At 58.5% G+C, this 26,673-nt stretch carries 25 protein-coding genes and 1 tRNA gene; 17 read left to right on the forward strand and 9 right to left on the reverse strand.

Going from position 1 to position 26,673, the window contains the following annotated elements:
• The first annotated feature begins 4 nt into the window (after nt 1-4).
• The 11 genes from TK06_RS29815 to TK06_RS29865 all read left to right on the forward strand — a co-directional run bounded on the left by TK06_RS29815 (nt 5) and on the right by TK06_RS29865 (nt 8,921).
• Nucleotides 5-364, forward strand: a complete 360-nt coding sequence (locus tag TK06_RS29815) for a DUF4398 domain-containing protein (RefSeq protein ID WP_003204190.1) — start codon at nt 5-7, stop codon at nt 362-364.
• On the forward strand, nt 361-1,170 hold the full coding sequence (locus TK06_RS29820) for an OmpA family protein (RefSeq protein WP_063324941.1): 810 nt from the start codon (nt 361-363) through the stop codon (nt 1,168-1,170). Before TK06_RS29815 ends, TK06_RS29820 begins: the two co-directional genes overlap by 4 nt.
• 200 nt (nt 1,171-1,370) lie before the next feature.
• A complete protein-coding gene (locus tag TK06_RS29825; protein ID WP_014339472.1) occupies nt 1,371-2,813 on the forward strand; it encodes a PLP-dependent aminotransferase family protein in 1,443 nt (480 codons plus the stop codon).
• A gap of 85 nt (nt 2,814-2,898) precedes the next feature.
• Nucleotides 2,899-3,375, forward strand: a complete 477-nt coding sequence (locus TK06_RS29830) for a hypothetical protein (protein WP_063324942.1) — start codon at nt 2,899-2,901, stop codon at nt 3,373-3,375.
• 148 nt (nt 3,376-3,523) lie between these two features.
• On the forward strand, nt 3,524-3,778 hold the full coding sequence (locus TK06_RS29835; RefSeq protein ID WP_063324943.1) for a YkgJ family cysteine cluster protein: 255 nt from the start codon (nt 3,524-3,526) through the stop codon (nt 3,776-3,778).
• Between the two features lie 54 nt (nt 3,779-3,832).
• Nucleotides 3,833-4,441: an START domain-containing protein gene (locus TK06_RS29840; RefSeq protein ID WP_063324944.1), complete on the forward strand. Its 609-nt coding sequence runs from the start codon at nt 3,833-3,835 to the stop codon at nt 4,439-4,441.
• Nucleotides 4,442-4,582: 141 nt separating this feature from the next.
• On the forward strand, nt 4,583-4,819 hold the full coding sequence (locus TK06_RS29845) for a hypothetical protein (RefSeq protein ID WP_057452053.1): 237 nt from the start codon (nt 4,583-4,585) through the stop codon (nt 4,817-4,819).
• A gap of 201 nt (nt 4,820-5,020) precedes the next feature.
• Nucleotides 5,021-5,362 carry a ribonuclease E inhibitor RraB gene (locus TK06_RS29850; RefSeq protein WP_003179463.1) on the forward strand — a complete coding sequence of 114 codons (342 nt, stop codon included), beginning with the start codon at nt 5,021-5,023 and terminating at the stop codon, nt 5,360-5,362.
• 389 nt (nt 5,363-5,751) lie between these two features.
• Complete coding sequence (locus TK06_RS29855) at nt 5,752-7,161, forward strand: circularly permuted type 2 ATP-grasp protein (RefSeq protein WP_063324945.1); 1,410 nt, start codon at nt 5,752-5,754, stop codon at nt 7,159-7,161.
• Nucleotides 7,162-7,170: 9 nt separating this feature from the next.
• On the forward strand, nt 7,171-8,121 hold the full coding sequence (locus tag TK06_RS29860; protein WP_063324946.1) for an alpha-E domain-containing protein: 951 nt from the start codon (nt 7,171-7,173) through the stop codon (nt 8,119-8,121).
• Entirely contained in the window at nt 8,118-8,921 is an 804-nt protein-coding gene (locus tag TK06_RS29865) for a transglutaminase family protein (protein WP_063324947.1), read from the forward strand. Before TK06_RS29860 ends, TK06_RS29865 begins: the two co-directional genes overlap by 4 nt.
• A 128-nt stretch (nt 8,922-9,049) precedes the next feature.
• Here TK06_RS29865 and TK06_RS29870 read toward each other — a convergent pair whose 3' ends face one another.
• Nucleotides 9,050-9,862: a c-type cytochrome gene (locus TK06_RS29870; protein ID WP_063324948.1), complete on the reverse strand. Its 813-nt coding sequence runs from the start codon at nt 9,860-9,862 to the stop codon at nt 9,050-9,052.
• Between the two features lie 604 nt (nt 9,863-10,466).
• On the opposite strand from TK06_RS29870, the gene TK06_RS29875 reads away from it, so the two are divergent.
• The 3 genes from TK06_RS29875 (at nt 10,467) to TK06_RS29885 (ending at nt 14,667) form a co-directional block, all read left to right on the forward strand.
• Nucleotides 10,467-11,672 carry an acetyl-CoA C-acetyltransferase gene (locus tag TK06_RS29875; protein ID WP_063325248.1) on the forward strand — a complete coding sequence of 402 codons (1,206 nt, stop codon included), beginning with the start codon at nt 10,467-10,469 and terminating at the stop codon, nt 11,670-11,672.
• A gap of 26 nt (nt 11,673-11,698) precedes the next feature.
• On the forward strand, nt 11,699-13,843 hold the full coding sequence (locus TK06_RS29880; protein ID WP_063324949.1) for a 3-hydroxyacyl-CoA dehydrogenase NAD-binding domain-containing protein: 2,145 nt from the start codon (nt 11,699-11,701) through the stop codon (nt 13,841-13,843).
• Between the two features lie 89 nt (nt 13,844-13,932).
• Nucleotides 13,933-14,667 carry an amidotransferase gene (locus TK06_RS29885; protein ID WP_063324950.1) on the forward strand — a complete coding sequence of 245 codons (735 nt, stop codon included), beginning with the start codon at nt 13,933-13,935 and terminating at the stop codon, nt 14,665-14,667.
• A gap of 131 nt (nt 14,668-14,798) precedes the next feature.
• Here the strand turns inward: TK06_RS29885 and TK06_RS29890 are convergent, their stop codons facing one another.
• The 3 genes from TK06_RS29890 to TK06_RS29900 all read right to left on the reverse strand — a co-directional run bounded on the left by TK06_RS29890 (nt 14,799) and on the right by TK06_RS29900 (nt 17,504).
• A complete protein-coding gene (locus tag TK06_RS29890) occupies nt 14,799-15,770 on the reverse strand; it encodes a magnesium and cobalt transport protein CorA (protein WP_063324951.1) in 972 nt (323 codons plus the stop codon).
• A gap of 133 nt (nt 15,771-15,903) precedes the next feature.
• Nucleotides 15,904-16,626: a 1-acylglycerol-3-phosphate O-acyltransferase gene (locus tag TK06_RS29895; protein ID WP_063324952.1), complete on the reverse strand. Its 723-nt coding sequence runs from the start codon at nt 16,624-16,626 to the stop codon at nt 15,904-15,906.
• A gap of 188 nt (nt 16,627-16,814) precedes the next feature.
• A complete protein-coding gene (locus TK06_RS29900; protein ID WP_013693979.1) occupies nt 16,815-17,504 on the reverse strand; it encodes a crotonase/enoyl-CoA hydratase family protein in 690 nt (229 codons plus the stop codon).
• A 308-nt stretch (nt 17,505-17,812) separates the two neighbouring features.
• Here TK06_RS29900 and TK06_RS29905 point away from each other — a divergent pair.
• A tRNA-Ser gene (locus TK06_RS29905) sits at nt 17,813-17,902 on the forward strand.
• A gap of 322 nt (nt 17,903-18,224) precedes the next feature.
• Here the strand turns inward: TK06_RS29905 and TK06_RS29910 are convergent.
• On the reverse strand, nt 18,225-19,070 hold the full coding sequence (locus TK06_RS29910) for a helix-turn-helix domain-containing protein (protein ID WP_063324953.1): 846 nt from the start codon (nt 19,068-19,070) through the stop codon (nt 18,225-18,227).
• An 83-nt stretch (nt 19,071-19,153) separates the two neighbouring features.
• Here TK06_RS29910 and TK06_RS29915 point away from each other — a divergent pair, with 83 nt between their 5' ends.
• Both TK06_RS29915 and TK06_RS29920 read left to right on the forward strand, forming a co-directional pair.
• Nucleotides 19,154-19,777 (forward strand): glutathione S-transferase family protein, encoded by a 624-nt coding sequence (locus tag TK06_RS29915; protein WP_063324954.1) that lies wholly within the window; start codon nt 19,154-19,156, stop codon nt 19,775-19,777.
• Between the two features lie 168 nt (nt 19,778-19,945).
• The gene (locus TK06_RS29920) at nt 19,946-20,851 is read left to right on the forward strand and encodes a DMT family transporter (RefSeq protein ID WP_063324955.1); all 906 of its coding nucleotides are present in this window, start codon (nt 19,946-19,948) and stop codon (nt 20,849-20,851) included.
• Between the two features lie 310 nt (nt 20,852-21,161).
• On the opposite strand, the gene TK06_RS29925 is transcribed toward TK06_RS29920, so the two are convergent.
• The 4 genes from TK06_RS29925 to TK06_RS29945 all read right to left on the reverse strand — a co-directional run bounded on the left by TK06_RS29925 (nt 21,162) and on the right by TK06_RS29945 (nt 26,426).
• Entirely contained in the window at nt 21,162-21,467 is a 306-nt protein-coding gene (locus TK06_RS29925; RefSeq protein ID WP_063324956.1) for a hypothetical protein, read from the reverse strand.
• Nucleotides 21,464-22,444 (reverse strand): integrase domain-containing protein, encoded by a 981-nt coding sequence (locus tag TK06_RS29930; protein WP_063324957.1) that lies wholly within the window; start codon nt 22,442-22,444, stop codon nt 21,464-21,466. The genes TK06_RS29925 and TK06_RS29930 overlap by 4 nt, the downstream gene beginning before the upstream one ends.
• A 320-nt stretch (nt 22,445-22,764) precedes the next feature.
• Nucleotides 22,765-24,165 (reverse strand): YfjI family protein, encoded by a 1,401-nt coding sequence (locus TK06_RS29940; RefSeq protein WP_086936744.1) that lies wholly within the window; start codon nt 24,163-24,165, stop codon nt 22,765-22,767.
• A 1,016-nt stretch (nt 24,166-25,181) separates the two neighbouring features.
• A complete protein-coding gene (locus TK06_RS29945; RefSeq protein ID WP_063324960.1) occupies nt 25,182-26,426 on the reverse strand; it encodes a tyrosine-type recombinase/integrase in 1,245 nt (414 codons plus the stop codon).
• Nucleotides 26,427-26,673 lie beyond the last annotated feature (247 nt).

The raw sequence follows: 26,673 nt of genomic DNA on the forward strand, positions 1-26,673 counted from the left end.
ATTAGTGACTATTCGACCTCTTTTCGCTGCCCTGGCCGTTCTGGCTCTGGCGGGCTGCGCAGCCGATCCGGCGCCGAATGAACAGATCCGCCTGACCGAACAGGCACTGGAGCAAGCGCGGGCCGTTGGCGCTACTGCCGACGAAGTGCCCGAATTGAAACTGGCTGAAGAAAAATTCGCTCGCGCCAAATCCAACATGGCCGACGAATCCTACAAGAAGGCGCGCATGCGGGCCGAACAGGCCGAACTCGACGCCCGCCTGGCCGAAGCGAAGGTGCTGACCCTCAAGAGCCAGGAGCAACTGAACGTGCTCGACACCCGCATCAAGCGCTTGCGCAAACAGCTGAGGGAGGATGCCCAATGAAGCACTCCCACGTATTGGGCGGTCTGGTACTCGCCGGCCTGGCCAGCTTGTATGGCTGCGCCGGCCAACGCAGCGAAGCGGCGCTCGACCAGGCCAGCACCGATTTCCAGAAGGTCAAGGAAGACGCCAACGTATTGCGTGCCGCGCCCCGGGACGTGATCCGCGCTGGCGAATCCCTGGCCCGTGCCGATCGTTTGTCCAGTTACTGGGGCAGCGGCGAAGATGTGCAGCATTACGCCTACCTGAGCCAGCGCTACAGTGCGATCGCCCGGGAGCACAGCAATCAGGTGCTCAACGAAGAGCGCGCGGCGAAGCTCGAACTGGAGCGCCAGCGCCTGCAACTGGCCCTGCGCGAATCCAAGTTGCTGAGTGTGCAGCAGCAGGGCAAATGGCTCGAAGAACAGATCATGGCGATGGCGACCACCCAGACCGATCGCGGCCTGGTGATGACCCTGGGCGACGTGCTGTTCGACACCGGCGAAGCGGAACTGAAGAACTCGGCCAACCGGGTGGTGCTCAAGATTGTGCAGTTCTTACAGCTCAATCCCAAGCGCGTGGTGCGTATCGAGGGGTACACCGACAGCACGGGCGGCAAGCAGGAAAACCTCAAGCTGTCTCGCGATCGCGCGCAAGCGGTCGCGGATGTGCTGGTGGACCTTGGGGTTGATGAAAAGCGCATCCAGGTCGAAGGCTACGGTGATGAATACCCGGTGGACGTCAACGCTACCGAGCGTGGCCGGGCACAGAACCGTCGCGTTGAAATTGTGTTCTCTGACGAAAAAGGCCAGCTCGGCGCCGCCCGCTAAGGGTTGCGTCACTGGAAAACCCGGCCCCTGTAGAAGGCGCCGGGTTTTTTTGGCCCTGCAATCGATGCGCGATGAGTACAGTTAGAGCTGTCACTCCACTGTACTGTCGAGTAATCTGGCAACTGTCCCAGTACACTTCTAAACTGTTCCGGTATCGTTTCCGACAAGAATAAAATGCCCGTGAAATCGAGTGCTGCGTCATGACCAACCTTCTGCTCTATCAACGTATTGCTCAACAGCTGGCTGAAGACATCCGGCGCGGTGTGTATCAGCCCGGTGAACGCGTGCCTTCGGTGCGCAAGATGAGCTCGCAGCTCAACGTCAGCCATGCCACGGTGCTGCAGGCCTACGCCAACCTTGAAGACCAGGGGCTGATCCGCGCGCGGCCGCAGTCGGGCTACTACGTGCACCAGACGCCGGCCCTGACGGCACCGACGCCGGACATTGCCCGGGTCGAGCGTCCGGGGCTGGTGACGCGCAGCAGCATCATTCAGCAAGTATTGGTCGAGTCGCGCCGCGAAGGGGTGTTTCCCCTGGGCGCGGCGGTCCCGAGCGTCGACTATCTGCCTGTCCGGGCCCTGCATCAGCAATTGGCCAAGGTCACACGCTTCCACAGCCCGCGGGCGTTCAGCTACATGTTCAGCCCGGGTTTCGAGCCGTTGCGCCGCCAAGTGGCGATTCGCATGCGCGATGCCGGCGTCGTGGTGGACCCTTCCGAGGTGGTGATCACCCACGGCTGCGTCGATGCGTTGCAGATGTCCTTGCGGGTGCTGACGCGGCCCGGGGACTTGATCGCCGCTGAGTCGCCGACCTATTACGGCTTGCTGCAACTGGCGGATCTGTTGGGCCTTAAGGTCATCGAGATCCCCAGCGACCCGGTCACCGGTATGAGCCTGGAGGCCTTGCAGTTGGCGGCCAACCAATGGTCGATCAAGGCGCTGGTGCTGACCACGCGCCTGAGCAATCCTCTTGGCGGCACCATGCCGGAGGAGCGACAAAAGCAACTGCTGCGTCTGGCGTCGGACTTCGACATCCAGATCGTCGAGGACGATATCTATGGCGAGTTGATGTTCGAGCAGGGGCGCACCAAGGCCCTCAAGGCCTACGACCGGCTGGACCGGGTCATCTACTGCTCGAGTTTTTCCAAGACGTTGTCGCCGGGTGTGCGCATCGGTTGGATGATCGCGGGGAAATTCCAGCAGGAAATCCAGCGGCTCCAGACCTTCAGTACGCATTCGGCGTGCAGCGTCACGCAGATGGGCATTGCCGCGTACCTGGAAAACGGCGGCTATGACCGGCACTTGCGTTATATCCGGCAGGAGTACCGCAAGAACCTCAGTGCCTTTCAGCTGGCGGTGCAGCAGTACTTCCCCGAAGGCACGCAGATGAGCCGTCCCACTGGAGGCTTCATCCTGTGGGTCAGCCTGCCGGGGCGGGTCAATACCCAGGAGTTGCATGTGCGGGCGTTGCAACAAGGCATCAGCATCGCGCCAGGGCTGATTTTCAGTAACACCGAGCAGTTCAACCACTGCATTCGCTTGAACTGCGGCACCCCTTGGAACCGTGAGGCAGAGCGGGCCTTGATGACCCTGGGGCTGTTGGCCACTCAATTGTGCCAGGAGACGGCCAACGGATTTCTTTAGACGTCAGTGGCTTAGCTCGATGTGCTTGTCAGCGCCTCATTATCAGGCGAGCATGGGGGTCTCTGCCGTCAATGCTGTTGTATCTATGAAAGTCATTGTTCCTGCTGCCTGGGTTTTGATCGGCCTGTTGAGCGTCTTCCACATGGGAGGCGTAGTCGTGGCAGCGCCGGCGCAGGAAAAACCGGCCGCCAGTGTCACGAAGGATGCGCCGAAAAAAACCACGGCGGCCAAGAAACCTTCCGCCAAGAAGGTGGCACCGGCGAAGAAAAAACGCGCGCCCATCGCCTCCAAGAGCAAATCCGCCCACGAGGTCGCCAAGACCCCATTGCCGCCGGCCAAGCTGGATTTGAGCTTGCCCCATGAGATGGTCGATCAACTGCAACCACCGGGTAAGGTGGTGCAGTTCAAGCGTGAACCCCTCTTGCCGTCGATGTTCGGCGAGAAACCCGGGCCGTTTCAGCTCAATGGCCGTTTGTTGAGCAATGAAATGCAGCTGCCACTGCGCAACCAGGAGCGCAATGAGGTGGAAGGCGCAGCACTGGATTTCGAATTCAAGCAATAAACCTTCGACAGGCCTGCAGTTCGTTGCTGACCATTCGGTCATCCCGCCGTGGGCAAAAAAACACGCAGACGGTAATTTAAAACGAGTGTTTTAGCCGTTACTCTGTGTTCTGTTACTAACCATTACCTGTCCTGAGGATGTTGTCGTCATGAAATGCCGTGAAGGCTGTGGCGCCTGTTGCATCGCCCCTTCCATCAGCTCACCTATCCCTGGCATGCCCCAAGGCAAGCCGGCGGGAGAACGTTGCGTGCAATTGTCGGTCGATAACCTGTGCCGGATCTTCGGCCTGCCGGAGCGTCCGGCGGTGTGCTCGGCGTTCGAAGCCGACATCGAGGTTTGCGGCAGCAGCAGTGAAGAGGCCATCCGGCTGATCGGTTGGTGGGAGCAAATCACGGCAGCGTAATGAGTCAATGAACGGATCCTAACTGAACGAACTTGGACAATAAGGAAAAGAACTATGGGTTCGCTGCATCGTATGGCTGTGTTGTGTGGGTTGACCGTGTTGCTGGCAACGGCCACCGCTCAGGCAGAGGACTGGCAGGTTGCCAAGGAGAAAGACGGTATCAAGGTTTCCCTCAGTGAGGTGGCGGGCTCCAAATACAAGGCCTATCGCGGCGTGACGGTGATGAAAACCACCATGGCCAAGCTTCGGACCCTGCAGGAAGACGTTCCCGGTGCCTGCGCCTGGATTCATGAATGCAAGAGCCAGAAACTGCTCAAGCACGAAGGCAATCAGAGCTGGACCTACACTCAGTTCAACACGCCATGGCCGGTGACGTCCCGCGACTCGGTACTGGAAGTCACCACCGAGGAGGGCGCCGATGGCAGCCTGACCCGCAAGCTCAAGGGTGTGCCGAAATACCTGCCCGAAGAGCAAGGTTTCGTGCGAGTGACCCAGGTCGACGGCTTCTGGAAGTTCACGCCAAAGGGTGCTGGCCAGATCGAAGTGACCTACCAGGTCCACACCGAACCAGGGGGTGACGTACCGTCCTGGCTGGCGAACAAGTTCGTGGTGGATGCACCGTTCAACACCTTGAAAGCCCTGAAGGAACGCGCCGAAAAATGATCGGCCCCGGCTTCATACCCGGAGACCGCCCCAGAGGCGGTCTTTTCATGGGGGCCGTCCAGACGCCCGGCGGAACGATTGTCCGGACCTCAATGTCGAGATAAAGGTAAGCCAGGCCCTGAATTGATCAAGGAGACACCGATGCAAAAGTGGGAAATCACTTTCGTGGATGATCATGGCGAAGCCATCGCCGAGCAGTTCGACTACGAGCAGGAGCCTACGATGGAGCAGGCTGCACAACTGATTCGCGAAAAATTGCTGCCCGTTTCCGCCCAACTGGACCTCAACGACCTGGAAGGTCGCACTGAAGATCCCACCGTCAAGAACCTCAAGTCCCAGCACAGTATCGAAATCATCAGCATTACACCGATTTCATGAAACGGTGCCTGGTCTCGCTTGGCAGCGGCTGCCACTTGCGGCTACTCTGCAATTGAGATCAGCGAAAGGATCGCCAAGGTCCGGTCTTGTCAGCTACATGCTTGTGTCCCGGCGGCCATTTGATGCCGTACTGCTTGCAGCCTGAGGGCTTCACGCACGGGAAGACGGAAAGTCTATCCATTGGTTTCAGGAGGACGTTTCATGAGCACAGCCTATCAAGAAGACATCAGCACCAGCGTGTTGCGCCGCATGAAAGAAGGCGGTTTCGATTTTTCCCGATTCCATCCCATTGAGTTCTACGCCATTTTCCCGGACGAGGAGCGGGCGCGCAGGGCGGCAGGTCATTTTCGGGGAGAATCGTTGAACGCGCAGATCAGTGCACGGGACGATGGGGCTTGGTCGTTGGAACTGAGCCGGGTGATGTACGCCACTTACGATGACATTGGCGACTTCGAGCAAGACTTTGAGGCAGTCGTCGAACCCTTGGGTGGTGTGATCGAGGGCTGGGGTGTCAAGCAAGAGATCCGGCGCCTGCAGGCCTGACAGTCACTCACCGCAACCACAGCAACGGCTGACCTTTGTGTCGGCCGTTTTCATGTCTGTGAGCTAATCGAGCGTCTCTGTCGGAGCCGAGCTTGCTCGCGATGGCGGCTGCACGATCAACATCATTACTCGCTGACACACCACAATCACTTCCCCAGGTTTTGTACTTAACTGTATCCAGATCAAGTCGCGTCGTTTTTCCGAGACTATGCTCAGCAGAGCGACGCCCCTGCGTCGCAATGAAGCGGGGGCAGCGGGGTGGGGGCATTTGTTGCACTAGAAAAGTGCGCGGCCTGTCAGAGGAGAATCCAACCCGTTGATCATAAAGCGTTTATGCCGATGGCACGGGGCTTGCGAAGCCTTGCTGCCAGGGTGACAAGGAGTACGGCATGATCCGCAGCGGTTTTGATGAAATGTACGATGCCAACGGTCAGGTCCGCCCGCATTACCAGGCGTTTGCCCGCTGGCTGGCTGAAACGCCTGGTGAGCTGCTGGCGCAACGCAGGCGCGAAGCCGACCTGTTGTTTCATCGTGCTGGCATTACGTTTACGCTCTACGGGGACGAGCAGGGGACCGAGCGCCTGATCCCTTTCGACACTATTCCGCGCAGCATCCCGGCCAGTGAATGGCGGGTGGTCGAACGCGGCTGCATCCAGCGGGTCAAGGCGCTGAACATGTTCCTGGCCGACCTCTACCACGAACAACGGATCATCCGTGCCGGCATCATTCCCGCCGAACAGGTGCTGGTCAACGAGCAGTACCAACTGGCGATGCAGGGGCTTGATCTGCACCGCGACATCTATGCCCACATTTGTGGTGTCGATCTGGTTCGCGACGGTGACGGCACGTACTACGTGCTCGAAGACAATCTTCGTACGCCCAGCGGCGTCAGCTACATGCTCGAAGACCGCAAGATGATGATGCGCCTGTTCCCCGAACTGTTCGCCGCCCAGCGCATCGCCCCTATCGATCATTATCCGAACCTGCTGCTAGACACCCTGAAAAGCGCCAGCCCGCTGGACGATCCCAGTGTCGTGGTGCTCACGCCGGGGCGTTTCAACAGCGCGTTCTTCGAGCACGCGTTCCTGGCCCGAGAGATGGGCGTGGAGTTGGTGGAGGGCGCCGACCTGTTCGTGCGTGATGACAAAGTGTTCATGCGCACCACCGACGGCCCGAAAGCGGTGGATGTGATCTACCGTCGCCTCGACGACGCGTTCCTCGATCCGCTGGCCTTCAACCCGGACTCGATGCTCGGGGTGCCGGGCCTGTTGTCCTCCTATCGTTCCGGCAACGTGGTGCTGGCCAACGCCATCGGCACGGGCGTGGCGGACGACAAGTCGGTGTACCCCTTCGTCACCGACATGATCCGTTTTTACCTGGACGAGGAGCCGATTCTGAAGAACGTCCCTACATGGCAATGTCGTAATCCTGCTGAACTTTCCCACGTGCTGGCGAATCTTCCCGACCTGGTGGTCAAGGAAACCCAGGGTTCCGGCGGTTACGGAATGCTGGTGGGGCCGGCCGCGACGACGGCGCAGATCGATGCCTTCCGAGAGCGGATCAAGGCCAAGCCGCACGCCTATATCGCTCAGCCGACGCTGTCGCTCTCGACCTGTCCGACCTTTGTCGAAAACGGCATCGCCCCGCGCCACATCGACTTGCGGCCGTTTGTGCTGTCGGGGCGCGAGACCCGCGTGGTGCCTGGTGGGCTGACGCGGGTGGCGCTGCGCGAAGGTTCCCTGGTGGTGAATTCATCCCAGGGCGGTGGGACCAAGGATACTTGGGTAGTCGAGGATTGAGGAGCTGCCATGCTGAGTAGAACCGCCTCGGACCTGTACTGGATGTCGCGCTACCTGGAGCGCGCGGAAAACCTCGCACGGATGCTCGACGTCAGCTATTCGTTGTCACTGATGCCCCAGGACGGGCGTGGCGATGGCTTGCACGAGCTGGCCATGCCTTTGCTGATCACCGGCACGCTGGATGATTATCGGGAGCGACACGCCGATCTGCACGCCGAGCGCCTGCTGCATTTCTTTGCCCTGGAAGCGGCCAACCCGGCCAGTATCTACAGCTGCCTCGGCGCCGCGCGAGCCAGTGCCCACGCGGTACGTGGGCGAATCACCGCCGACATGTGGGAGAACATCAACGCCACCTGGCTGGAAATTCGCGGTATCGCCGAGCAAGGCTTGAATCGCTACGGCATGAGCCGTTTCTGTGAGTGGATCAAGGAGCGATCCCACCTGTTTCGCGGCGCTACCTACGGCACCATCATGCGCAACGACGCGTTCCGCTTCATTCGCCTGGGGACCTTCATCGAAAGGGCCGACAACACACTGCGCTTGCTCGACGCCCGCTACGAAATGGCCGGTGACCAGGCCGACACGGTCAGCGATGGCACGGCCCACGCCTATTACCAATGGAGCGCCTTGTTGCGAGCCTTGTCGTCCTTCGAGGCTTATACCGAGATCTACCGTGACGCCCCGGGCGCTCGCCATGTGGCTGAGTTGCTGCTGTTGCGCGCCGATGTGCCGCGTTCGCTGCGCGCCTGCACCGAAGAAATCAACCAGATCCTCGCGAGCCTGCCGGGCACCAACGGTCGGCAGGCACAACGGCTGGCGGCGGAAATGGACGCACGCCTGCGCTACACCGGCATCAATGAAATCCTCGACGGGGGCCTGCATGCCTGGCTCACCGAATTCATCCCACTGGTCCGTGAACTGGGCAATGCCATTCACAGTTCCTACCTGGAGGTCATATGAGACTCTCGATCAGCCATGAAACGGCCTACCACTATGAAGATCAGGTGCGCGCCAGCATCCAGTACCTGCGCCTGACGCCCCACGACAGCGAACGCCAGCATGTGCTGAGCTGGCAACTGGATTTGCCCCGGCCGGTGCGTGCGCAGCTGGACCCGTTCGGCAATATCCTTCACGTACTGACCCTGGACGAACCCCACGAAACAATCATCATCGGTGCCCGCGGACAGGTGGATATCGATCCGTTGCGCGAAGCCGAGCACGAGAGCCAATCGGCGCTGCCGTTCCTGCGCTTCACCCGGCTAACGGAAGCGGACGAAGCCCTTCGAGCCTTCGCCGCGCAGCAATGCCAGCAGCGTCGTGATCGCTCGGCGCTGATCGACCTGATGCACGGGCTGAACCAGCACATGATCTACACCCCAGGCACCACTGAGGTGGAGACCAGTGCGGCCCAGGCTTTTGCCGGTCGTAGCGGGGTGTGCCAGGATCACACCCACGCCTTCCTGGCCTGCGCCCGTAGCCTGGGGGTGCCGGCGCGGTATGTCTCGGGGTATCTGTTCAGCGAAGAGAGCGAACACCTGGCAAGCCATGCCTGGGCGGAGGCCTGGCTTGACGACGCCTGGTACAGCTTCGATGTGACCAACCAGCTGGCCCGTCCGGAGCGCCACCTGAAGCTGGCCGTGGGCCTGGATTACCTGGACGCCTGCCCGGTACGTGGCATGCGTCGCGGCGGCGGTTGCGAGCAGATGCATGCCAAGCTGGTCGTGCCACCGGCGCCGGTGATCACGGTGCAACAACAATAACCTTCCAACGAGGGAGCTTTTGTGGCGAGGGAGCTTGCTCCCGCTGGGCTGCGCAGCAGCCCCTTAAAAAGCTTGCGAGCGCTTCGCACTCGAGCGGGAGCAAGCTCCCTCGCCACAAAAAAGCAATCTCACGGGGCCAATGGCTGCTTGCGTCCCGCCATATGCTTCAAATAACCCACCAGCAAATCCAGCTCGGAATCCGGCAGCACCGCAGCCGAGAACCCGGGCATCTTGCCTTGGGGCCAGCGACGCAGCGCTTGCGGGTCGCGAATGTAGTGCTTGAGGAAATCCCCGGAGAAGTATTCGGTCGGGTTGAAGGGAATGTTCAGGTCAGGGCCGAACTGTGCATCGCCTGCGCCATTGAGCCGGTGGCACGCCAGGCAGTTTTTCTGGAACAGTTCGAAACCTTTATTGACCGGGTCGTCCTTGGCCAGGCTGGGCGCCGGCAGCAGGGCCGGGAAGCGTTCGGCCACCGCCGACAGGCGCTTGATGGTCGCCACCGCGTAGGGCCATTGCTCCGGGCTGATGTGGCCAGCCTGCGGATCGGTCCAGACCAGGTAGAAAGGCCCGGCACTGTGTTTGCCTTCCCCCAGCGACGGCCAGGGCTTGGCCGGGTCCTCGATCGCCAGCCAGGCCCGGGCCCCGCTCTTGTTGAGTAACGGCGCCGCAGGCATTTCGGCAGCGAAGCCGTCCAGGGCAATGGCTTGCAGGTGGTCGTTCGCTTGGACGCCCGTCAATAGTGCCGTCAGCGGCACGGCTCGATAGCTCATCGGCTTCTTGTAGGAAACGTCATCAGCTATCTGGACCGTTTGAACGTCCGGATGCTTGAGCAGTTCTTCGGTTTGCCAGGTGCGCGTACCCGCGCCCAACTCCAGCACCAGTTGAGCGGCATAAAGGGGCGTGCTGAGCAGCAACGCCCCGAACACAATAAGAGCTTTCAAGTCGATCGCCTTCCATGTCGAGGGGGTGCCGCAAAGGTTGGCACAGCCATCGCGGCTCGAACAGAGACCGTCACATTTTTTGGCGACAACTAATGGATGATGCAGATGCCCTCGCGCAGGATTCAGCCAATCACCTTGGTGATATTCGGCAAAATCAACAGCAGCGTCGTGGCAAAGAGAATGAGTCCGGCTTGGCGAACTTTCGAATGTTTGAACATGGCTGACCCGCCTTTATTGTTATTTCCTAAAAGCCAGCCTGCATATCCATGGCGGCTGGCGTTGCACTTCCTGTTCGACAAGCGCCTCGGCAAAACCCGACGACCTTCTTGTACAAGGATTACATTAGGGGCCGCAGCGGCCTTGGCTTAGATCCAATTCATATCAGCTTGGTACAGGTTGCTCTAAAAAAGGTATGAGGCCTATTGCCACCTTCCTGTCGGCCCTTTTGCTAGACAGCTTGCCCTCCTGAATCGGTTAACCCGATAGCTCGCTACCGTTCGTCTGAGCGTGGCCGTCAACGCCATTGAGCACTGTGGTCATTGAATCCGGCGCCGCTGGGCTTATGGTTGAAGGCATCGCATTACCCCGTGGTTTCGAGGACGTCATGACCCAAGCTTTGATTTTCGACGCATTACGCACGCCCCGCGGCAAGGGCAAGGCCGATGGCGCCTTGCACAGCGTCAAGCCGGTGAACCTGATGGGTGGCCTGCTCAGCGCTTTGCAGCAGCGCATGGATCTGGACACCAGCCAGGTCGATGACATCGTGCTCGGTTGCGTGACCCCGGTGGGTGAGCAGGGGGCCGATATCGCCAAGACCGCCGCGCTGGTGGCCAATTGGGATGTCAGCGTGGCAGGCGTGCAACTCAATCGGTTTTGCGCCTCGGGCCTGGAGGCGGTGAACCTGGCGGCGATGAAAGTGCGTTCCGGGTTCGAAGACCTGGTGGTGGCCGGCGGCGTCGAATCCATGTCCCGGGTGCCCATGGGCAGCGATGGCGGCGCGTGGGCGCTGGACCCGCAAGCCAACCTGCACGGTCACTTCGTTCCCCAGGGCATCGGCGCCGACTTGATCGCCACGCTGGAAGGCTTTAGCCGTGAGGATGTCGACGGTTATGCGCTGCATTCCCAGCAAAAAGCAGCGCGTGCCCGGGCTGACGGTTCGTTCAATAAATCCCTGGTCGCCGTGCGGGACCAGAATGGCATCGTGCTGCTGGACCACGACGAGTTCATCCGCGCCGACTCCACGCTCGAAGGCCTGGGCAAGCTCAAGCCAAGCTTCGAGGCCATGGGCCAGATGGGGTTCGATGGCACGGCGTTGCGCGTCTATAGCCATGTCGAACGAATTCATCACGTGCACACGCCGGGCAACAGTTCCGGCATCGTCGATGGCGCAGCGCTGATGTTGATCGGTTCCGAAGCCAAGGGGCGCGCCATGGGCCTGCAACCCCGGGCGCGGATCGTCGCCACCGCTGTCACCAGTACCGACCCGACCATCATGCTCACCGGCCCGGCGCCGGCTACCCGCAAGGCCCTGGCCAAGGCCGGGTTGCGGGTGGAGGACATTGACCTGTTCGAAGTCAATGAAGCCTTCGCCTCGGTGGTGCTCAAGTTCATCAAGGACATGGCCATCGACCCTGCCAAGGTCAACGTCAACGGTGGCTCCATCGCCATGGGGCATCCCTTGGGCGCCACGGGGTGCGCAATTCTCGGTACGTTGCTCGACGAATTGGAGGTGCGTCGCCTGCGTTATGGCCTGGCGACCCTGTGTGTCGGCGGCGGCATGGGCATTGCCACCGTCATTGAACGCCTCTGAGCCCCGACTTCAAGGAATACTTTTTCATGACCGATGCCATCCGTTACGAAACTGGCCAGGACCGGATCGTCGTCCTGACCCTGGACATGCCGGGCCAGAGCGCCAACACCATGAACGCGGTGTACCGTGAGGCCATGGCCGCCTGTGTCGCCCGTTTGCAGGCTGAAAAGGACTCGATTGCCGGTGTGATCATCACCTCGGCCAAGCACACCTTCTTCGCGGGTGGTGATCTCAATGAATTGATCAAGGTCGGCAAGCCCGAGGCCAAGGCTTTCTACGACATGGTTCTGCTGCTCAAGGCCCAACTGCGTACTTTGGAGACCCTGGGTAAACCCGTGGTGGCGGCCATCAATGGCGCGGCCCTCGGCGGTGGTTGGGAAATCTGCCTGGCCTGCCATCATCGTGTGGCCCTGGACCTGCCGTCGGTGCAGCTCGGCCTGCCGGAGGTCACGCTCGGCCTGTTGCCGGGTGGTGGTGGGGTGGTGCGGATGGTGCGACTGCTCGGTTTGGAAAAGGCCTTGCCGTATCTGCTCGAGGGCAAGAAGGTCAATGCGCAACAAGCGCTGCTGGCCGGTTTGATCGATGAGCTGGCGAAGGATCGTAATGAACTGCTGGCCAAATCCCGGGCCTGGATTCTTGCCAACCCCAGCGTCATCCAACCCTGGGATGCAAAGGGCTATCGACTCCCGGGCGGCACGCCGTCTGATCCGAAAGTTGCGCAAATGCTGGCAATCGCCCCTTCGATCCTGCGCAACAAGACCCAGGGTTGCCTGCCAGCACCGGAGAAAATCCTCTGCGCAGCGGTGGAGGGCGCCCAGGTTGATTTCGACACCGCGCACCTGATCGAAACCCGCTACTTCACTGAACTGACCACCGGCCAGGTGGCGAAGAACCTGATTGGCACCTTCTGGTTCCAGCTCAACGAGATCAAGGCCGGTGGTTCTCGCCCACAGGGTCTTGCGCCTTATCTGACGAAAAAAGTCGGCGTGCTCGGCGCGGGCATGATGGGGGCGGGTATCGCCTATGTCAGCGCCGTGGCCGGCATCGCGGTGGTACTCAAGGATGTCGATCTGGCGGCGGCCGAGAAGGGCAAGGCCCGTTCGGCGGCGTTGCTGGATAAAAAGATCGCCCGAGGCCAACTCACCGCCGAGCAGCGCGAAGCCACGCTGGCGCGGATCCACCCCACCGACAGCAACGCAGACTTGGCCGGCTGCGACTTGGTCATCGAAGCGGTGTTTGAAGATCGCGCCGTGAAAGCCAGCGTGTCGGCCGCCGCCCAGGCGGTGGTGGGCGATGATGCGGTGATCGCTTCCAACACTTCGACCTTGCCCATCACCGGCCTGGCCATGGCTGTACCGGACCCGACGAAGTTCATCGGCCTGCACTTCTTCAGCCCGGTGGAAAAAATGCCCCTGGTGGAGATCATCAAGGGGGCGCGTACCAGTGACGAGACTTTGGCTCGGGGTTTCGATTTTGTCCTGCAGATCAACAAGACGCCGATTGTGGTCAACGACAGTCGCGGTTTCTTCACATCGCGGGTGTTCGGCACCTTTACCAATGAGGGCATCGCCATGCTCGGCGAGGGCGTGAGCGCGCCGATGATCGAGACCGAAGCGCGCAAGGCCGGGATGCCGGTCGGGCCTCTGGCGGTCTCTGACGAAGTTTCCCTCAGCCTGATGAGCCATATCCGCGCGCAAACCGCCAAGGACCTGCACGCAGAAGGGAAGATGCCGATTGAGCACCCGGCATTCGCCGTGATTGACTTGCTGCTCAACGAATACAAGCGGCCGGGCAAGGCCGCCGGTGCCGGTTTTTATGAATACCCGGCCAATGGGCAAAAGTACCTGTGGCCACAGCTGAAGAGCCGCTTCGAGAAAACCGATGGGCAGATTTCCCCGCAGGATATCCGGGATCGCCTGCTGTTCATCCAGGCCCTGGAAACCGTGCGATGCATAGAGGAGGGAGTGCTGACTTCGACGGCCGACGCCAACATCGGCTCGATCTTCGGCATCGGCTTCGCTGCCTGGACCGGCGGTGCGCTGCAGTTCATCAACCAATACGGCCTGCAAGACTTTGTCGGTCGCGCCCAGTATCTGGCCGAGCAATACGGCGAGCGCTTCTCCCCGCCGGCCTTGTTGTTGGAGAAAGCCGCCCGCCACGAACTGTTCTGACAGATCCGGGAAGGGGCTTGCCTTGGGACCGTGTTTCAGGGCAGGCTCTGGGGTGTGCAATATTCCCATCATCGTGTCAGGTATTTTTTATGTCGCTACGCATCTGCATTCTGGAAACCGATATCCTGCGTCCGGAACTGGTCGACCAATATCAGGGTTACGGGCAGATGTTCCAGCGCCTGTTTTCGCAGCAGCCCATTGCGGCCGAATTTGTTGTGTACAACGTGATGGAGGGGCATTACCCCAGCGATGACGAGCAGTTCGACGCTTATCTGGTGACCGGCAGCAAGGCTGATTCCTTCGGCACCGACCCTTGGATCCAAACCCTCAAGACCTACCTGCTGGCGCGCTATCAGCGCGGCGATAAATTGCTCGGTGTGTGCTTTGGTCACCAGCTGCTGGCGTTGTTGCTGGGCGGTAAGACCGAGCGCGCCACCCAAGGCTGGGGCGTCGGCACCCATCGCTACAAGCTCGCCGCCAAGGCGCCTTGGATGAGCCCGGTGATGGAAGAATTGACCTTGCTGATCAGCCATCAGGACCAGGTCACCGAATTGCCCGAAAGCGCGACGGTCATCGCTTCCAGCGATTTCTGCCCGTTCGCCGCCTACCACATCAACGACCAGGTGCTGTGCTTCCAGGGGCACCCAGAGTTCATCCACGATTATTCCCGGGCCTTGCTGGAGATTCGCCAGCAGCACCTCGGCGAGCAGATCTATAGCCAGGGTGTGGCGAGCCTTGCCCACGAGCACCACGGCACTACGGTGGCGGAGTGGATGATGCGTTTCGTCGCGCACAAGCCGCAGGCCGAAGCCACCCAAGGCTAACGATCACCCCTCATGTGGGAGCGAGCTTGCTCGCGATAGCGGTGGATCAGTTGGCCTGATGCTGGATGTGCCAGGTCATCGCGAGCTTGCTCGCGATGAATCTCGCACACATTCCAGCGAAGAACGCTCGCCTACAACCATCCCGAGCGCTTGAAGCTCCACCACAGCGACGAGCATCCCACCGCAATAACTCCTAGCACCGCGAAATAGCCGTATTGCCAACTCAGCTCCGGCATGTCCTGAAAGTTCATCCCATAGATCCCGGCCACAGCCGTGGGAAACGCCAGGATCGCCGCCCAAGCTGCAAACTTGCGCTGCACCACGCTCTGGCGCGACGCTTCGAGCAACACGCCGACTTCGATGGTCTGGCTGGCGATGTCGGCCAGGGTTGTCAGGTCTTCCATTTGCCGGGTGACATGAATCTGCACGTCGCGGAAGTACGGGCTCATGTTCTTGTCGATGAAGGGGAAGTCCAGTCGCTGCAACTCTTCACTGATCTCCACCATTGGCGCCGCATAACGGCGCAGGCGCAATACGTCGCGGCGCAAGCTGTGCAGGTTCTGGATATCCCGTTCGTTCAGGGAACTGCACATGACATTGTGTTCCAGCTCATCGATTTCGGCGTGGATGGCCTCACCCATTGGTTGGTAGTTTTCAATCACGAAATCAAGGATGGCATAGAGGACGAAATCTTCCCCGTGTTTCAGCAAAAGCGGACGCGCCTCACAGCGCTGTCGGACGTGGGCGTAGGACGCGGAGTGGCCGTTGCGAGCCGTGATGATGTAGCCCTTGCCGGCAAAGATATGGGTTTCGATGAACTGCAGCTTGCCGTCCTTGCGTATCGGCGAATACGTGACGATAAACAGCGCATCGCCAAAGGTCTCCAGCTTGGGACGGCTGTGTTTCTCCATGGCGTCTTCGATTGCCAATTCGTGCAGGTTGAATTGACGCTGCAGGTTGGTCAGCTCCAGGGCGCTGGGCTCTTCGAGACCGATCCATACAAAATGACCAGGTTTGGCAGCCCAGGTGCTGCCTTCGTCGAGGGTGATATTGGTGACTTTCTTACCGGCGCTGTAGACCGCAGCAGCAACGACTCTACCCATAATGTGGTTCACTTCTTATTGGAAATGGCAGTGACAGGCGGCGTCCAGCTTAACGCGCCCTGTAGCTTGAGAGTCAGCAAAATCTGCGGAGTTCGGCAGCAAAAGAAAACCCACCGAGGGGGTGGGTTTCCATTCAGGCGGCTTGCAACTGCCGGTCCATTGTCGCGATGCACTCGCGCATCTGTTCACGGCATTGGGCGATGAGCCGGGGCATGTCATCCATACTCAATCCGGCCGTAGGAATCGCCGGCAATGAACGTATGAGGATGTCACCGCTGCGCCAACGGTTGAGGCGCATGTGCTTGATGTAGCTGCTCACGCACACCGGAACAATCGGCACTCCGGCGGCTATTGCCATCTGGAAGGCGCCTTTCTTGAATGGCAGCAGGTCTGCGCCCAGATTGCGCGTGCCTTCCGGAAAAACCCAGATCGAGGTGTCCTCGTGCTGCAAGGTATGGGTGGTGGTCAGCATCGACTTTCGGGCCTTGATCGCGTTGCCGCGGTCGATCAACACGTTGCCCGCCAGCCAGAACAATTGCCCGAACAGCGGCACCCATTTCAGGCTCTTCTTGCCAATGCACACGGTACGGCGCGGCACCACGTTGCCGAACATGAACAGGTCATAGTTGGATTGGTGGTTGGCGATGATGACGCAGCCGTTGGGCTTATTCACCAGCGAGTCGACCTGCGTCCGGACCCGCAAACGCAAAATGCACATCGCCGGCAATGCGTACAACCTTGCGCATAAACGGCTGTTGTCCGGGTTGAACGGCCGGCACAGGCCCAGAATCACCCCGAGCACGCCAGCCATTACAAAATGCAGGCCCATCAATAACATACGCAATACAAACAGCATCTACGGGCCCCATCGGGACAAAAGGTTGCGCAGTGTACGGATGTGCACTGTTTTCGGCAATTGCCCCTATAGATGTAGGAAATAGACGATGTTTAAGCGCATGTTTCCAAATAACGTGACAGAAGCGGCCTAGAGCGGTTGCGGACTTTTAAACGGCGCGCGTAGGAAAAAGCCCGGCTCTACAAGCGTCAGCCCAAGTGCTCCTGATCCAGCAGAATCGCACTGTCCAGCGTATCCAGCAGAGCCTTGCGCACTTTCAGCTTGGTGTTCTTGTGGGCTGTCATGTTGATCTTCTTCAACTGACGCGCCGCTTCCAGGGCCGCGCCCTGCAGTTCTTCGGCCGACACCACCTTGTCGAGGAAACCGGCATCCACAGCGCCCTGCGGATTGAACATCTCGGCGTTGATTACCGAGCGATGAAACGCCGACTTGCGCAGGCGATCACGGGCCAGCTCGATACCGGCGTGGTGCATGGTCATGCCGATCTGCACTTCGTTCAGGCCGATGCTGAATGGCCCTTCCACACCAATGCGGTAATCCGCCGAGAGCAGCAGGAACGCACCCTTGGCCACCGCATGCCCTGGGCAAGCGACAACGACAGGGAAGGGGTGCGACAACAGGCGACGGGCCAGGGTCGAGCCGGCCGTGACCAGGCTCACCGCTTCCTTGGGACCGGCAGTCATCACTTTGAGATCGTAACCACCCGACAAAATCCCCGGTTGCCCGGTAATGATCACCACCGCCCGATCCGCCGTCGCCTGGTCCAGCGCAGCGTTGAACGCGGCAATCACATCTGGCGAGATGGCATTGACCTTGCCGTTGTTCAAGGTCAGGGTCGCGATACCGTCTTCGAGATGGTAGGCAATCAAGTCGCTCATGACGCTATTCCTTGTAAGAGAAGTGACGCAGACGTTACCCACCGCCGCAGGTCAGGTAAAGCGCCGTGACTGACTCACCAGTCAGCCCCAGGCTCTGCAAACAGCCTGGCCCGCCCATCCTGCTTCGCCTTCATCTATAGAGCAGCGCCTGCATAGCCCCGAAGATTGGCCGGTTTGCCATGCCCAGGCGCGTTTGAAAAGCCTGACCAAGCTTAACCGCATGAAAATTCTGAAAAAAACCTTTGCCATCGGAAAAGCTTTCGACTACATTAGCGCGCCTCGACAGACTGAACAGTTTGCCGAGATACGGTGAAGTGTCCGAGTGGCTTAAGGAGCACGCCTGGAAAGTGTGTATACAGGAAACTGTATCGAGAGTTCGAATCTCTCCTTCACCGCCACATTTATACGTTAAAGCCCTGATTATTCAGGGCTTTTTCGTTTCTGCGTTTCTGAAAAAAATTCCAGCCCATACTTTGGCCCATACCCTGGATGGCTCAGTGCTTTGCGACCAAAGGTTAATTTTTCCGACAGTTTCTAAGCGGTGTAGTCCAGCAGCGTCCGTCGATCGATCTGACTTGTATCTGTGCTGGAACATCGTGGCGAACTGGTGGTGCACAGGCTTGAAGGCGGTGGATTGGAGGCGTGGGTGGTAGCCGATGCAGAGCACAAGGCCTTTCAGGGCTGACTCAAACGAGTCAGGCTATGGGGTTACTTACAGGCTCATGCACTGCTGTTGCGAAAACTGCCGGGTGTGATGCCGACTACTTTTTTGAAGGCTCGGGTCATGTGGCTTTGATCGAAGAAGCCGCAAGTGAATGACGCTTCTGCGAGACTGGACCCGGTGCGCAGCAGTTTTTGGACCTGGGCGATTCTTTTCTGGATTTGATAGCTGTGGGGGGAGACGCCAACGCTTTTTTTGAACACCCGGATCAGGTAAAGAGGGTCAAGGTTCACCAGTTGCGCCAGTTCTTCCAGAGATAGATGTTTGTCGAACTCGTCTTCGAGCTTCCTCTTGATTTTTTGCACTGCGTGCTGCTCAGCCGCACTGACTGGTTCGATGGGCGCTCCGCTGCGCTCGAAGAGCTGTGTCACCAGATCCAGCAAGATAGTTTCCCGTTCAAGGCTGGAGGGGGATTTTTCAATGATTTGATGTTGATGCAAAAAGGTCCGGGCGAAGTCGGGGGCCTGGCTCAGAGCTGTTTGAAAAAGATGAATATGATCGTCTGTAAAACGCCCTTGAAACACCATCCGATTGACCCATTCGGGGTCGATATAGAGCATTCGATACATCCAGCCCTCATCATGGCCTGGTAAGCCGTCGTGGATCTCCCCAGGGGTAATGGTGACCACACTGCCAGCGACCCCCATGTAGTAACTGCCCCGATAAAAAAGTTTTTCAACACCGCTACTTATAACGCCGATAGCGTACCGGTCATGTGAATGTCGGCCGAAAGATTGAGTGCTGTAACGCGCAGATAGCAACTCACAGTCGCCTTCGGGTATACGCCAGAATTGAACAAAGTCCTTGTCTTTTTGAGGGGCTTTGTTACGGCGATTCTCGTCCATGAATTGTCCAGTTTTGTGCAATACGTATGAAAAAAAGGTCGCTAAATTTAGCACCTATTTCATAACGCAAGCTAGGGGACGCGATGTCTACAAAACTGGTAGTTGGGGATTTTAATAAGTCTTCATGGTCATTTCGTGCATGGCTGGTTCTTGTGACAGCGGATGTTGCATTTGAAACCCTTCAGATCAAACTGGAACAAAACGACACCCGCCAGCGCATTCTGGAGCACTCGCCTTCCGGCAAGGTACCGGCGCTGCTGCTTGATGATGTCGTTATCAACGACAGCCTGGCCATCAGCGAATACATTGCCGGCACATATCCGACCGCCAACCTTTGGCCCCAAGATTCACGGGTCAAGGCCCTGGCACGAGCTGCTGCGGCAGAGATGCACTCCGGTTTCACTCACCTGCGCACGCAGATGTCGTTTGGCCTGAGCACCGGTGACATCCCAGAAAGCCTAACCGCCGAGACCCGAGAGGAAATCATGCGGGTATTCGCTATCTGGAACCAGCTCCGTGAGGTGAGTGGTTCAACACAGTTCCTCTGCGGCGACTTCGGCATTGTTGATGCGATGTTTGTTCCGGTGGTGTTCCGCTTCCGTCGCTATGGTATTGCCATTCCTGAACAACTGCAGAACTATGTCGAAAACATTCTGGGTTATGCGCCGGTACAACAATGGTTGAAGTTGGCTGCTCAAGAAGTTTGAAGGGTTGTGTTGCTGCTAACTATTAAAGCCAGTTAGAGATTGGTTGTTTTTTACTCGTGGAAGAAAAGACCTTTAGGGCTTTTCTGCTATGTCGAGTCTGATATTTGTTGCGCAGGGGGGTATCAGTGTTCATAAAGTTAATGCCGGTCTTTATCAATGAGGTTTCTCATGTCGACTAATAACAACCGGGCAATCATTGAATTGACCATCGGTGGACTGATGCTCAGTCTGTCTGCTCTAGCCGTCGCTTTCGCCCATATCGGCGCGGGTGGCGCGGGGTTCTATCGGATGTTGTTCGCCTCGATCCTGTTCTTCCTGCTGCTCAAAGTGCGCAAAACCCCGGTGCTGCTCAAAAGTGCCAAGGCGCAGGTGTACACCGCGTTGGCCGGAGTGTTTTTGGCCATCGACCTAGTGCTCTGGCACCAGAGCATCTATATCGTCGGCCCGGGCATCGGCTCGATCCTGACCAACTGTCAGGTATTCTTCATGACCCTACTGGGGTTGTACCTATTGAAGGAAAAACCTTCGATCTACTTCCTGGTATCCATCACCTTGGCATTTGTTGGACTCTATCTGTTGTTGCTACCCGAGATGACCAGTGCGGTAGGGATAAAGGGCGTGGTGTATGGCGTGCTGTCGGGGCTGGCGTATGCCATCTGCGTGTACTTCCTGAAGGTCAACACCCAGTTGCCTGACGGCGGAGGTGACAAGATCGCACAGATGCTCAATTTGAGTCTTTGGGCGGCACTGGTTCTGCTGACATACGCGCTGGCAACTGGGGAAAGCTTGGCCATCGTGGATGGGCAAACCTTGCTGATGCTGATCATATACGGGGTACTGGTGCAGTTTGTCGGCTGGCTGCTGGTCAACCGTTCGATCGGAGCCATCAGCCTAGGGCTGGCCGGTCTGATCTTGTTACTGGAGCCGGTGATCACGTATTTCATTGATGTCACCTTTCTCGGCAAAGCCAGCTCCACGTTGCAGATCTGCGGCGCGTTGCTGACTATCTTTGCGGTTTACATCGGTTCAATCAAACCGCCGGAGAAAGTGCAGCCTTTACCCGAGGCGACCTGACAGAAGGTGTATCACGGCAGTATCGTGAACTACGGACTGCCGTGATCCTAGCCAATACGTTACGCGCAGGCCGGCAAGGTCTGCGCGTAGTCGTTTCTATCCGTTGCGACGAACTTCCCGGACCTGGCAGATCGTGCCAGCTCAAAAAAAGGCTGAGAAAAAGCTACTGAATTCCCGGCTAATCGTTCGTATCGGGTCGCTATCCAGGGAACCGCGTCAGCTATAAACAGCGGTTATCAGGGACGTGGCACATCTGTCTTTTATTTACCCAGCAAGAGATCCTTCATCCTTTCCGACCGATCATTGCTCGTTAGCGTTCACTCATAATGTCTTGTGTGATCTTGCGCTTGAATTGCCAGGATTTGCCTAGGCGAACAGTGAGCAAATGTATGGTCAGCAGATAGTAATATCGTGTCGATTCAGAACGCTGGTTCATGTGGTAATTAAGAAACCAGCGCACATGCTTGAGCTGCCAGGTCCAGGGATTGTCTCGCTGCCATCGTTGTTGAATGGCCGCTTGCATGAGTCGGGCTTGCCGTAGGTGCCGCTGCTGCGTGACCTTCGAGCCGGACAGTACGCCGCTTAGGAGCAGCGCCATATCGAAGGGTTTGCTCACATTCGACCTCCAATGTAGGCCGAAACCACATCGACTCGATTATGCCCGAGCTCAAGGCTGATCTGTTGGCGCGCCTGTTGATCAAGGGCGCGATCAATGTGATAACAGCGACCACCATTGATCGGCGCGGCGTGCCCCGTGAGCTGCTCGTAACGCTCGCAGGTGTAGGCCGCTCGCAGTTCATGAAAACCCTTCAGCTCTTGTTCATGTAGCGTTTCGCGGGCGGGGAGCACGGTCTGTTTCAGGAATGCGGCGTAGCTTTCGTCTCGGGCCAGTAAGTCGCGGCTGCCGGGCGGTGACGCATTACGAGCAAACTGCAGCGCCGTTTTCACCTCTTCATTTGCCACGACCCATCTCGGCGCTGAAGCACCTGAACGGCCGCCTTTGGTGCCGTCCTGGATGTTGATGCGACCCAAGTTTTTGGCTTCGCGTTGCAATCGTGGCAGATCCGCAAGGATCGCTTCTCGCAGACGCATACCTGTTTCTCGGGCCAATAGGACAATAGCGGCCACCCGGTCGTATTTTTGTTCGCGAAGAGCCTCAATTACTCGCCGCACCTGTTGGCGGTCTTGGCCATCCGGCGCGTGGGTGCGTACGGTCGAACGCTGCCGTCCTAACGCCTGGCTCGGGCTCGGGATTTTCACATACTGATCACCGCGCAGCGCCGCCAGCGTTCGGTTGACGCTGGACAACCGGTTTTGCGCGGTGGCGATGCTGAGGTCGCCGTGGTCGATTTGCTGACGCAGATATTGGGCATAGTTGACCAGCGTCTGCCGATCGATTTGCCGCGCATCGTTGTAGCCAGGGCCTTGCTCGGACCGGCACCACTTTACAAACGCCTGCCAACGATCACTGTGGGCTTTGACCGTGGCGAAATGGCCGCCGCCGAACAGATCCTTGAGCGCCTGCGGACCGGCGTAGCTCAGTTGGCGACCATAACCAAAGTTGCGACCGTCACGCCTACCGACCAAGGCCATCCTGGAGCTCCTTCGCCTGTTGGCGTAGGTAAGCCAATAGCTCGCGCCACTGGCCGTTCACGGGGGGGAGTTGCCCCCAGTCACTGGGACGAAAACACAGTCGGTTGTCCAGGCAGAACAACTCGGCACCTTCCTGGTGTAGGCGCTCAATCAGATCGCTGATGTGTGAGCTGTCCCCTTGGTTTTTGGCGACAGCGGCGACAGTGGCGACAAGCCCCGTGGTACCTGGCGTGGAGCGTGGCGACAAAGTGGCGACAGTGGTGGCGACAAGTTGTAAATGATGAGCGTTTTTCGCCTGGTCGCGCCGGTTGCGTAGGGCTTCATTGAGTCGAAACATGGCGCACCTCGAAGTGGTGTCCGTCGGTGCCCAGCCATTGATGAGTGATCAACTCGACCAGCAGGGCCAACGTGTGATGGCTGCTTTTGCGGGCGAAGCGCGGGCCGTTGCGCAACAGATCTCGAACCGTGAAACGGCACCACTGTTTTTCCTGCAGCCAACGCAGCAGCCGATCGGCTTCTTCCCGCTGGGTGTTGATCGGTTCCTGCTCGGTCAGCCGTTGGATCTCAGTCAGGTAGTAATCCATCAGCGAGGAAGCGCGCTGGATGTGGGTGACCTCGATCAGGTCGCTGTCTTCCAGTATCGCAAAGACGCCGGCGATCCGTAGCAGATTGTCCGCGGCCTTGGAGGCACTGGGGCGCACGTTGGCCAGTTCGTCGAACTCGCCCAGTTGGGCTTCGATAGTGTCGTGCAGGTTGATCCAGGTTTGCCGGGCCAGGCTTCTTAGGGGCAGGGCTTTGGGGTGTAACGCGCCATCGCTGCCAATTGCCCAAGGACGTTGCAGCAGGTCGGTGATGCGTTGGGAGTAGCGTTTGAGGCTGATGTCTTGGGTGAGATCCACCGGCTGGTAAAAGCGCTGTCCGGCCAAGCTCTGTGGCCAGGTGATCAGGCAGCGGGCGAAGATGCCTTGGCCGTTGAGCAGCGGATCTTTGAGCAGTTGTCCCGCTAAATATGGTTGCAGCATTAGATGCAGGCTCAAGCGTCGGTCATAGGCGCGTAGGCTTTCTCCGGCCATGGAGCGAGAGCGATCGATGGGGTTGCCGTCCCACAGCGAGGACAGAGTGGTCACGGCCTTGAGGCGGTTGTCCCGGCTCATGGTGCTGCTGCCGAGGAATTGGCCGCCCTCATCGCTGAACAGCCCCATGCTGGGCAGACCCAAACACAGGCTTTTGGTCAGGGCTTCGATGGTCGGTTCGCTGCTGATCAGCCTTGGTGCTACGGGCTCTGGCTCTATCTGGATTGGCGTGTCGGTGTGGCCATCGATCGTTGCCATCTGCTTCTGAGATTGCGCAAGTGTGGCGCGATAGCGACTGAGTTTTTCGCGGTAGGCCTGCCATTGCAGGCGTTCCCATTCGCGGGCTGGCTGCAAGGCCAGCTTATCCACCGCCGTCTTGCGATCACCGGAAGCCGCAATAGTGAGCAGGTACAGTGACAGCGGATAGACCCGGCCATCCAAATGCACATTGGCATGCCCCTGAGTGGCCAAGGCCGAGGTGGCCAGCACCGATTGCGCCGCCATGGCCTGCGGCACACCCATCACTTCGGCCAAGCGCTCGACAGCCGGTCCCAGCAGATCACCGAGGGCGGCCACCGGATAATCTAATGGCGTCGGGTTGGCCTCCAGCAAGGGTTGCGGCGGCAAGCTCCAGGTTGATTGCAGCATCATCTGTCTCCTGTTCAGCAGTTGTTTCCCTCACGCTCCCGCCATGGATGTTGAGTGTTATCAGGGATAAAGGCCCATGCGACCTGTGAGGGTGTTCACTGACGCGGAACGAACGGCTCTGTACGACCAAGAGCGCGGGCATTTCCCATCGATCTGGCCTCCTGAACGCATCCGAAGATGCGGGCGGGTGGAGGCTGCACCGGTTGACGAATCCGGCACCGAGAGATCATGGGCGGGAGGAGGGCATCATCGTCGCGAGCGGGGCATGCCTGACTGTCAGTCAGGTGCAGCCTGTCCTGGGCTGCAGCACCGTCGCCAGCGATAATGCGAGACGCGTCGAATCGGTTTTGTCACGCCGATTGTCACGCGGTGAGTTGCCGCAGAGCCCGATAAGGCGTGGGCTGCAGTAGTGGTAGGAGCGCCCGTCTCTTTAGGGGGCAAAGAGACGGGCAACAGGTTGGCGCAAGAAATGGCCAAACGAATAAGTTGCTGCAGAGCAACCAGGAGGGGGCATCAGTTGCCTCAGTGGGCATTCTGGAAGAAGTGGCATCCATCACATCGCTGTGACCGTGCGAGCCGCCGGACGCTAATCGCACTTGGGGAGAACCACCACGATGTGGCGTAGCCTCAAAGGTTCTGGCCACCTGGGTGCTGTCGAGGACAGCGCTGGTACGGTTCTGATTTAGCGCTCGTACTGCTGGCGGTCAACCGTATTTTGGGGGTGACTCTTGCGCCCATTGGTAGCGCTGGAAGACCTTGGCGGCCGGTGGTTTTCCATGGCCGGGTGGTCGTTCGTCGGTTTTTAATGTGAGCCCATGCGAGTGGGAATGCGGAGCCTTCCCGCTCGCGTGGGCTTGGTCGAGAAAGCCCCAAGATCGATGCTGGCAATGGCGACAGTCGCCACCTCTGTCGCCACGTTGCAGGCCAGGTATTACGTGGGTTGTCGCCACTGTCGCCGCTGTCGCCATCCACCACTCGATAAACGTGGTGAGATGATGGCGTGAACATCTCGCTCCTCATGCAACAGTATTTGCTGCCGCATGCCCTGTGGCATATCGCGCCCAATCCTCCATCAGTATTCGCCGCTTTTCAAAAAGATCACCACGTCGATAAGCCGCCTCTACCGCATTCTCTACGGTGTGTGCGAGCGCTTGTTCACAGACCTCTCGAGGATAGTGAGTAACTTCACTCGCCCAATCCCTGAAAGTTGAACGGAATCCATGCGTCGTGAGATCGTCCCGCTTCATCCGACGCAATGTCATCAACATCGCCATATTACTGAGAGGGCGCTTTTTGCGAGCCCCTGCAAAGAGGTGATTGTTTCCTTTAATGCGAGGAAGCCCTGCGAGTAAATCCAATGCCGCTTTTGATAGAGGCACCCGGTGTTCCTTCCCGGCTTTCATCCTCAGTGCAGGAATGGTCCATACCTTTGCTGCGACATCAATCTCTGCCCATGTCGACTCAAGCACCTCACTGGTTCGGCAGGCAGTCAGAATGGTAAAGCGCAATGCTTTAGAGCTCAGATCCTCTGCTTTCTCAAGGGGCGCCATGAAGGCGGGAAGCTCTGTCCACGACATTGCTGCGTGATGTTTCACCGCACGCACTTTTGCGCGAGGTGGTAGCAGTTTGTCCAGATGTCCACGCCATCGAGCGGGGTTTTCTCCATCGCGCAGCCCTCTGGCCTTTGCTGCATCGAGGACCAGTTCGATACGGTTTCGCAAACGGCTAGCGGTTTCGGGTATTACTGTCCAAATCGGTTTGAGGATTTTCAGCACATGCTCAATACCTATTTCCTGCGTCGGAAGATCGCCTATGACCTTGAACGCATAAGTAGCCAGAGTGTTCTCCCACTGCTGAGCATGCTTGGCATTTTTCCAGCCCGTCCTGTGGGCTGCAATGTAGTCGAGAGCAACCTCTTTGAAAGTGGTCGCTTTGGCCTTGGCTGCATCCTGAGCTAAACGTTCGGCTTCTTTTTCCAGTCGATGCCGTTCCATCTCTTCATCCCGACTGGTAAGCGGATCGACGCCTGACTTGCTCAGCTTTCTGGCTTCTGCAGCTTTCTCACGAGCCACCGCAAGACTTACTTCGGAGTGCTTGCCCAGTCCCATGTCTCGGCTCTTGCCAGCAAGCTTGTAGCGGAAGATCCAGCTTGCGCCACCGGTACGGCCGAGTTTCAAGTAGAGGCCGCCACCATCGTTGGTCATTCCGGGTGACCCTGACCTGACTATTTTTTCTACCGCTTTTGTCGTCAGAGATGCCATCACTCACTTCCTGTTTGAAAGGATGATGACTCAATCTAAATGAACTCCAGCCCATACTCCAGCCCATACCTTAGACCCTGGCTTCCCGTAGTCACGCTTGGACCAAAAAAGAAAATATCTGCGTCAAATGCATGTTTTTATAGGATTTTTATGGAAATAATTAAACGTATATGGACTTCTAAAAACACTAAAATGGCGGACTCCTTCACCGCCAAATTCGATACACACAAAACCCCTGGTTTCCCAA

Origin of the sequence: Pseudomonas fluorescens, assembly GCF_001623525.1 — a bacterium.
Classification (GTDB): domain Bacteria; phylum Pseudomonadota; class Gammaproteobacteria; order Pseudomonadales; family Pseudomonadaceae; genus Aquipseudomonas; species Aquipseudomonas fluorescens_Q.

Bases quoted from the DNA above. Each gene is read 5' to 3' on its own strand.
- TK06_RS29820 (WP_063324941.1), top strand. From the start codon at position 361: ATGAAGCACTCCCACGTATTGGGCGGTCTGGTACTCGCCGGCCTGGCC.
- TK06_RS29825 (WP_014339472.1), top strand. From the start codon at position 1,371: ATGACCAACCTTCTGCTCTATCAACGTATTGCTCAACAGCTGGCTGAA.
- TK06_RS29830 (WP_063324942.1), top strand. From the start codon at position 2,899: ATGAAAGTCATTGTTCCTGCTGCCTGGGTTTTGATCGGCCTGTTGAGC.
- TK06_RS29835 (WP_063324943.1), top strand. From the start codon at position 3,524: ATGAAATGCCGTGAAGGCTGTGGCGCCTGTTGCATCGCCCCTTCCATC.
- TK06_RS29840 (WP_063324944.1), top strand. From the start codon at position 3,833: ATGGGTTCGCTGCATCGTATGGCTGTGTTGTGTGGGTTGACCGTGTTG.
- TK06_RS29845 (WP_057452053.1), top strand. From the start codon at position 4,583: ATGCAAAAGTGGGAAATCACTTTCGTGGATGATCATGGCGAAGCCATC.
- TK06_RS29850 (WP_003179463.1), top strand. From the start codon at position 5,021: ATGAGCACAGCCTATCAAGAAGACATCAGCACCAGCGTGTTGCGCCGC.
- TK06_RS29855 (WP_063324945.1), top strand. From the start codon at position 5,752: ATGATCCGCAGCGGTTTTGATGAAATGTACGATGCCAACGGTCAGGTC.
- TK06_RS29860 (WP_063324946.1), top strand. From the start codon at position 7,171: ATGCTGAGTAGAACCGCCTCGGACCTGTACTGGATGTCGCGCTACCTG.
- TK06_RS29865 (WP_063324947.1), top strand. From the start codon at position 8,118: ATGAGACTCTCGATCAGCCATGAAACGGCCTACCACTATGAAGATCAG.
- TK06_RS29875 (WP_063325248.1), top strand. From the start codon at position 10,467: ATGACCCAAGCTTTGATTTTCGACGCATTACGCACGCCCCGCGGCAAG.
- TK06_RS29880 (WP_063324949.1), top strand. From the start codon at position 11,699: ATGACCGATGCCATCCGTTACGAAACTGGCCAGGACCGGATCGTCGTC.
- TK06_RS29885 (WP_063324950.1), top strand. From the start codon at position 13,933: ATGTCGCTACGCATCTGCATTCTGGAAACCGATATCCTGCGTCCGGAA.
- TK06_RS29890 (WP_063324951.1), bottom strand. From the start codon at position 15,770: ATGGGTAGAGTCGTTGCTGCTGCGGTCTACAGCGCCGGTAAGAAAGTC.
- TK06_RS29895 (WP_063324952.1), bottom strand. From the start codon at position 16,626: ATGCTGTTTGTATTGCGTATGTTATTGATGGGCCTGCATTTTGTAATG.
- TK06_RS29900 (WP_013693979.1), bottom strand. From the start codon at position 17,504: ATGAGCGACTTGATTGCCTACCATCTCGAAGACGGTATCGCGACCCTG.
- TK06_RS29910 (WP_063324953.1), bottom strand. From the start codon at position 19,070: ATGGACGAGAATCGCCGTAACAAAGCCCCTCAAAAAGACAAGGACTTT.
- TK06_RS29915 (WP_063324954.1), top strand. From the start codon at position 19,154: ATGTCTACAAAACTGGTAGTTGGGGATTTTAATAAGTCTTCATGGTCA.
- TK06_RS29920 (WP_063324955.1), top strand. From the start codon at position 19,946: ATGTCGACTAATAACAACCGGGCAATCATTGAATTGACCATCGGTGGA.
- TK06_RS29930 (WP_063324957.1), bottom strand. From the start codon at position 22,444: ATGGCCTTGGTCGGTAGGCGTGACGGTCGCAACTTTGGTTATGGTCGC.
- TK06_RS29940 (WP_086936744.1), bottom strand. From the start codon at position 24,165: ATGCTGCAATCAACCTGGAGCTTGCCGCCGCAACCCTTGCTGGAGGCC.
- TK06_RS29945 (WP_063324960.1), bottom strand. From the start codon at position 26,426: ATGGCATCTCTGACGACAAAAGCGGTAGAAAAAATAGTCAGGTCAGGG.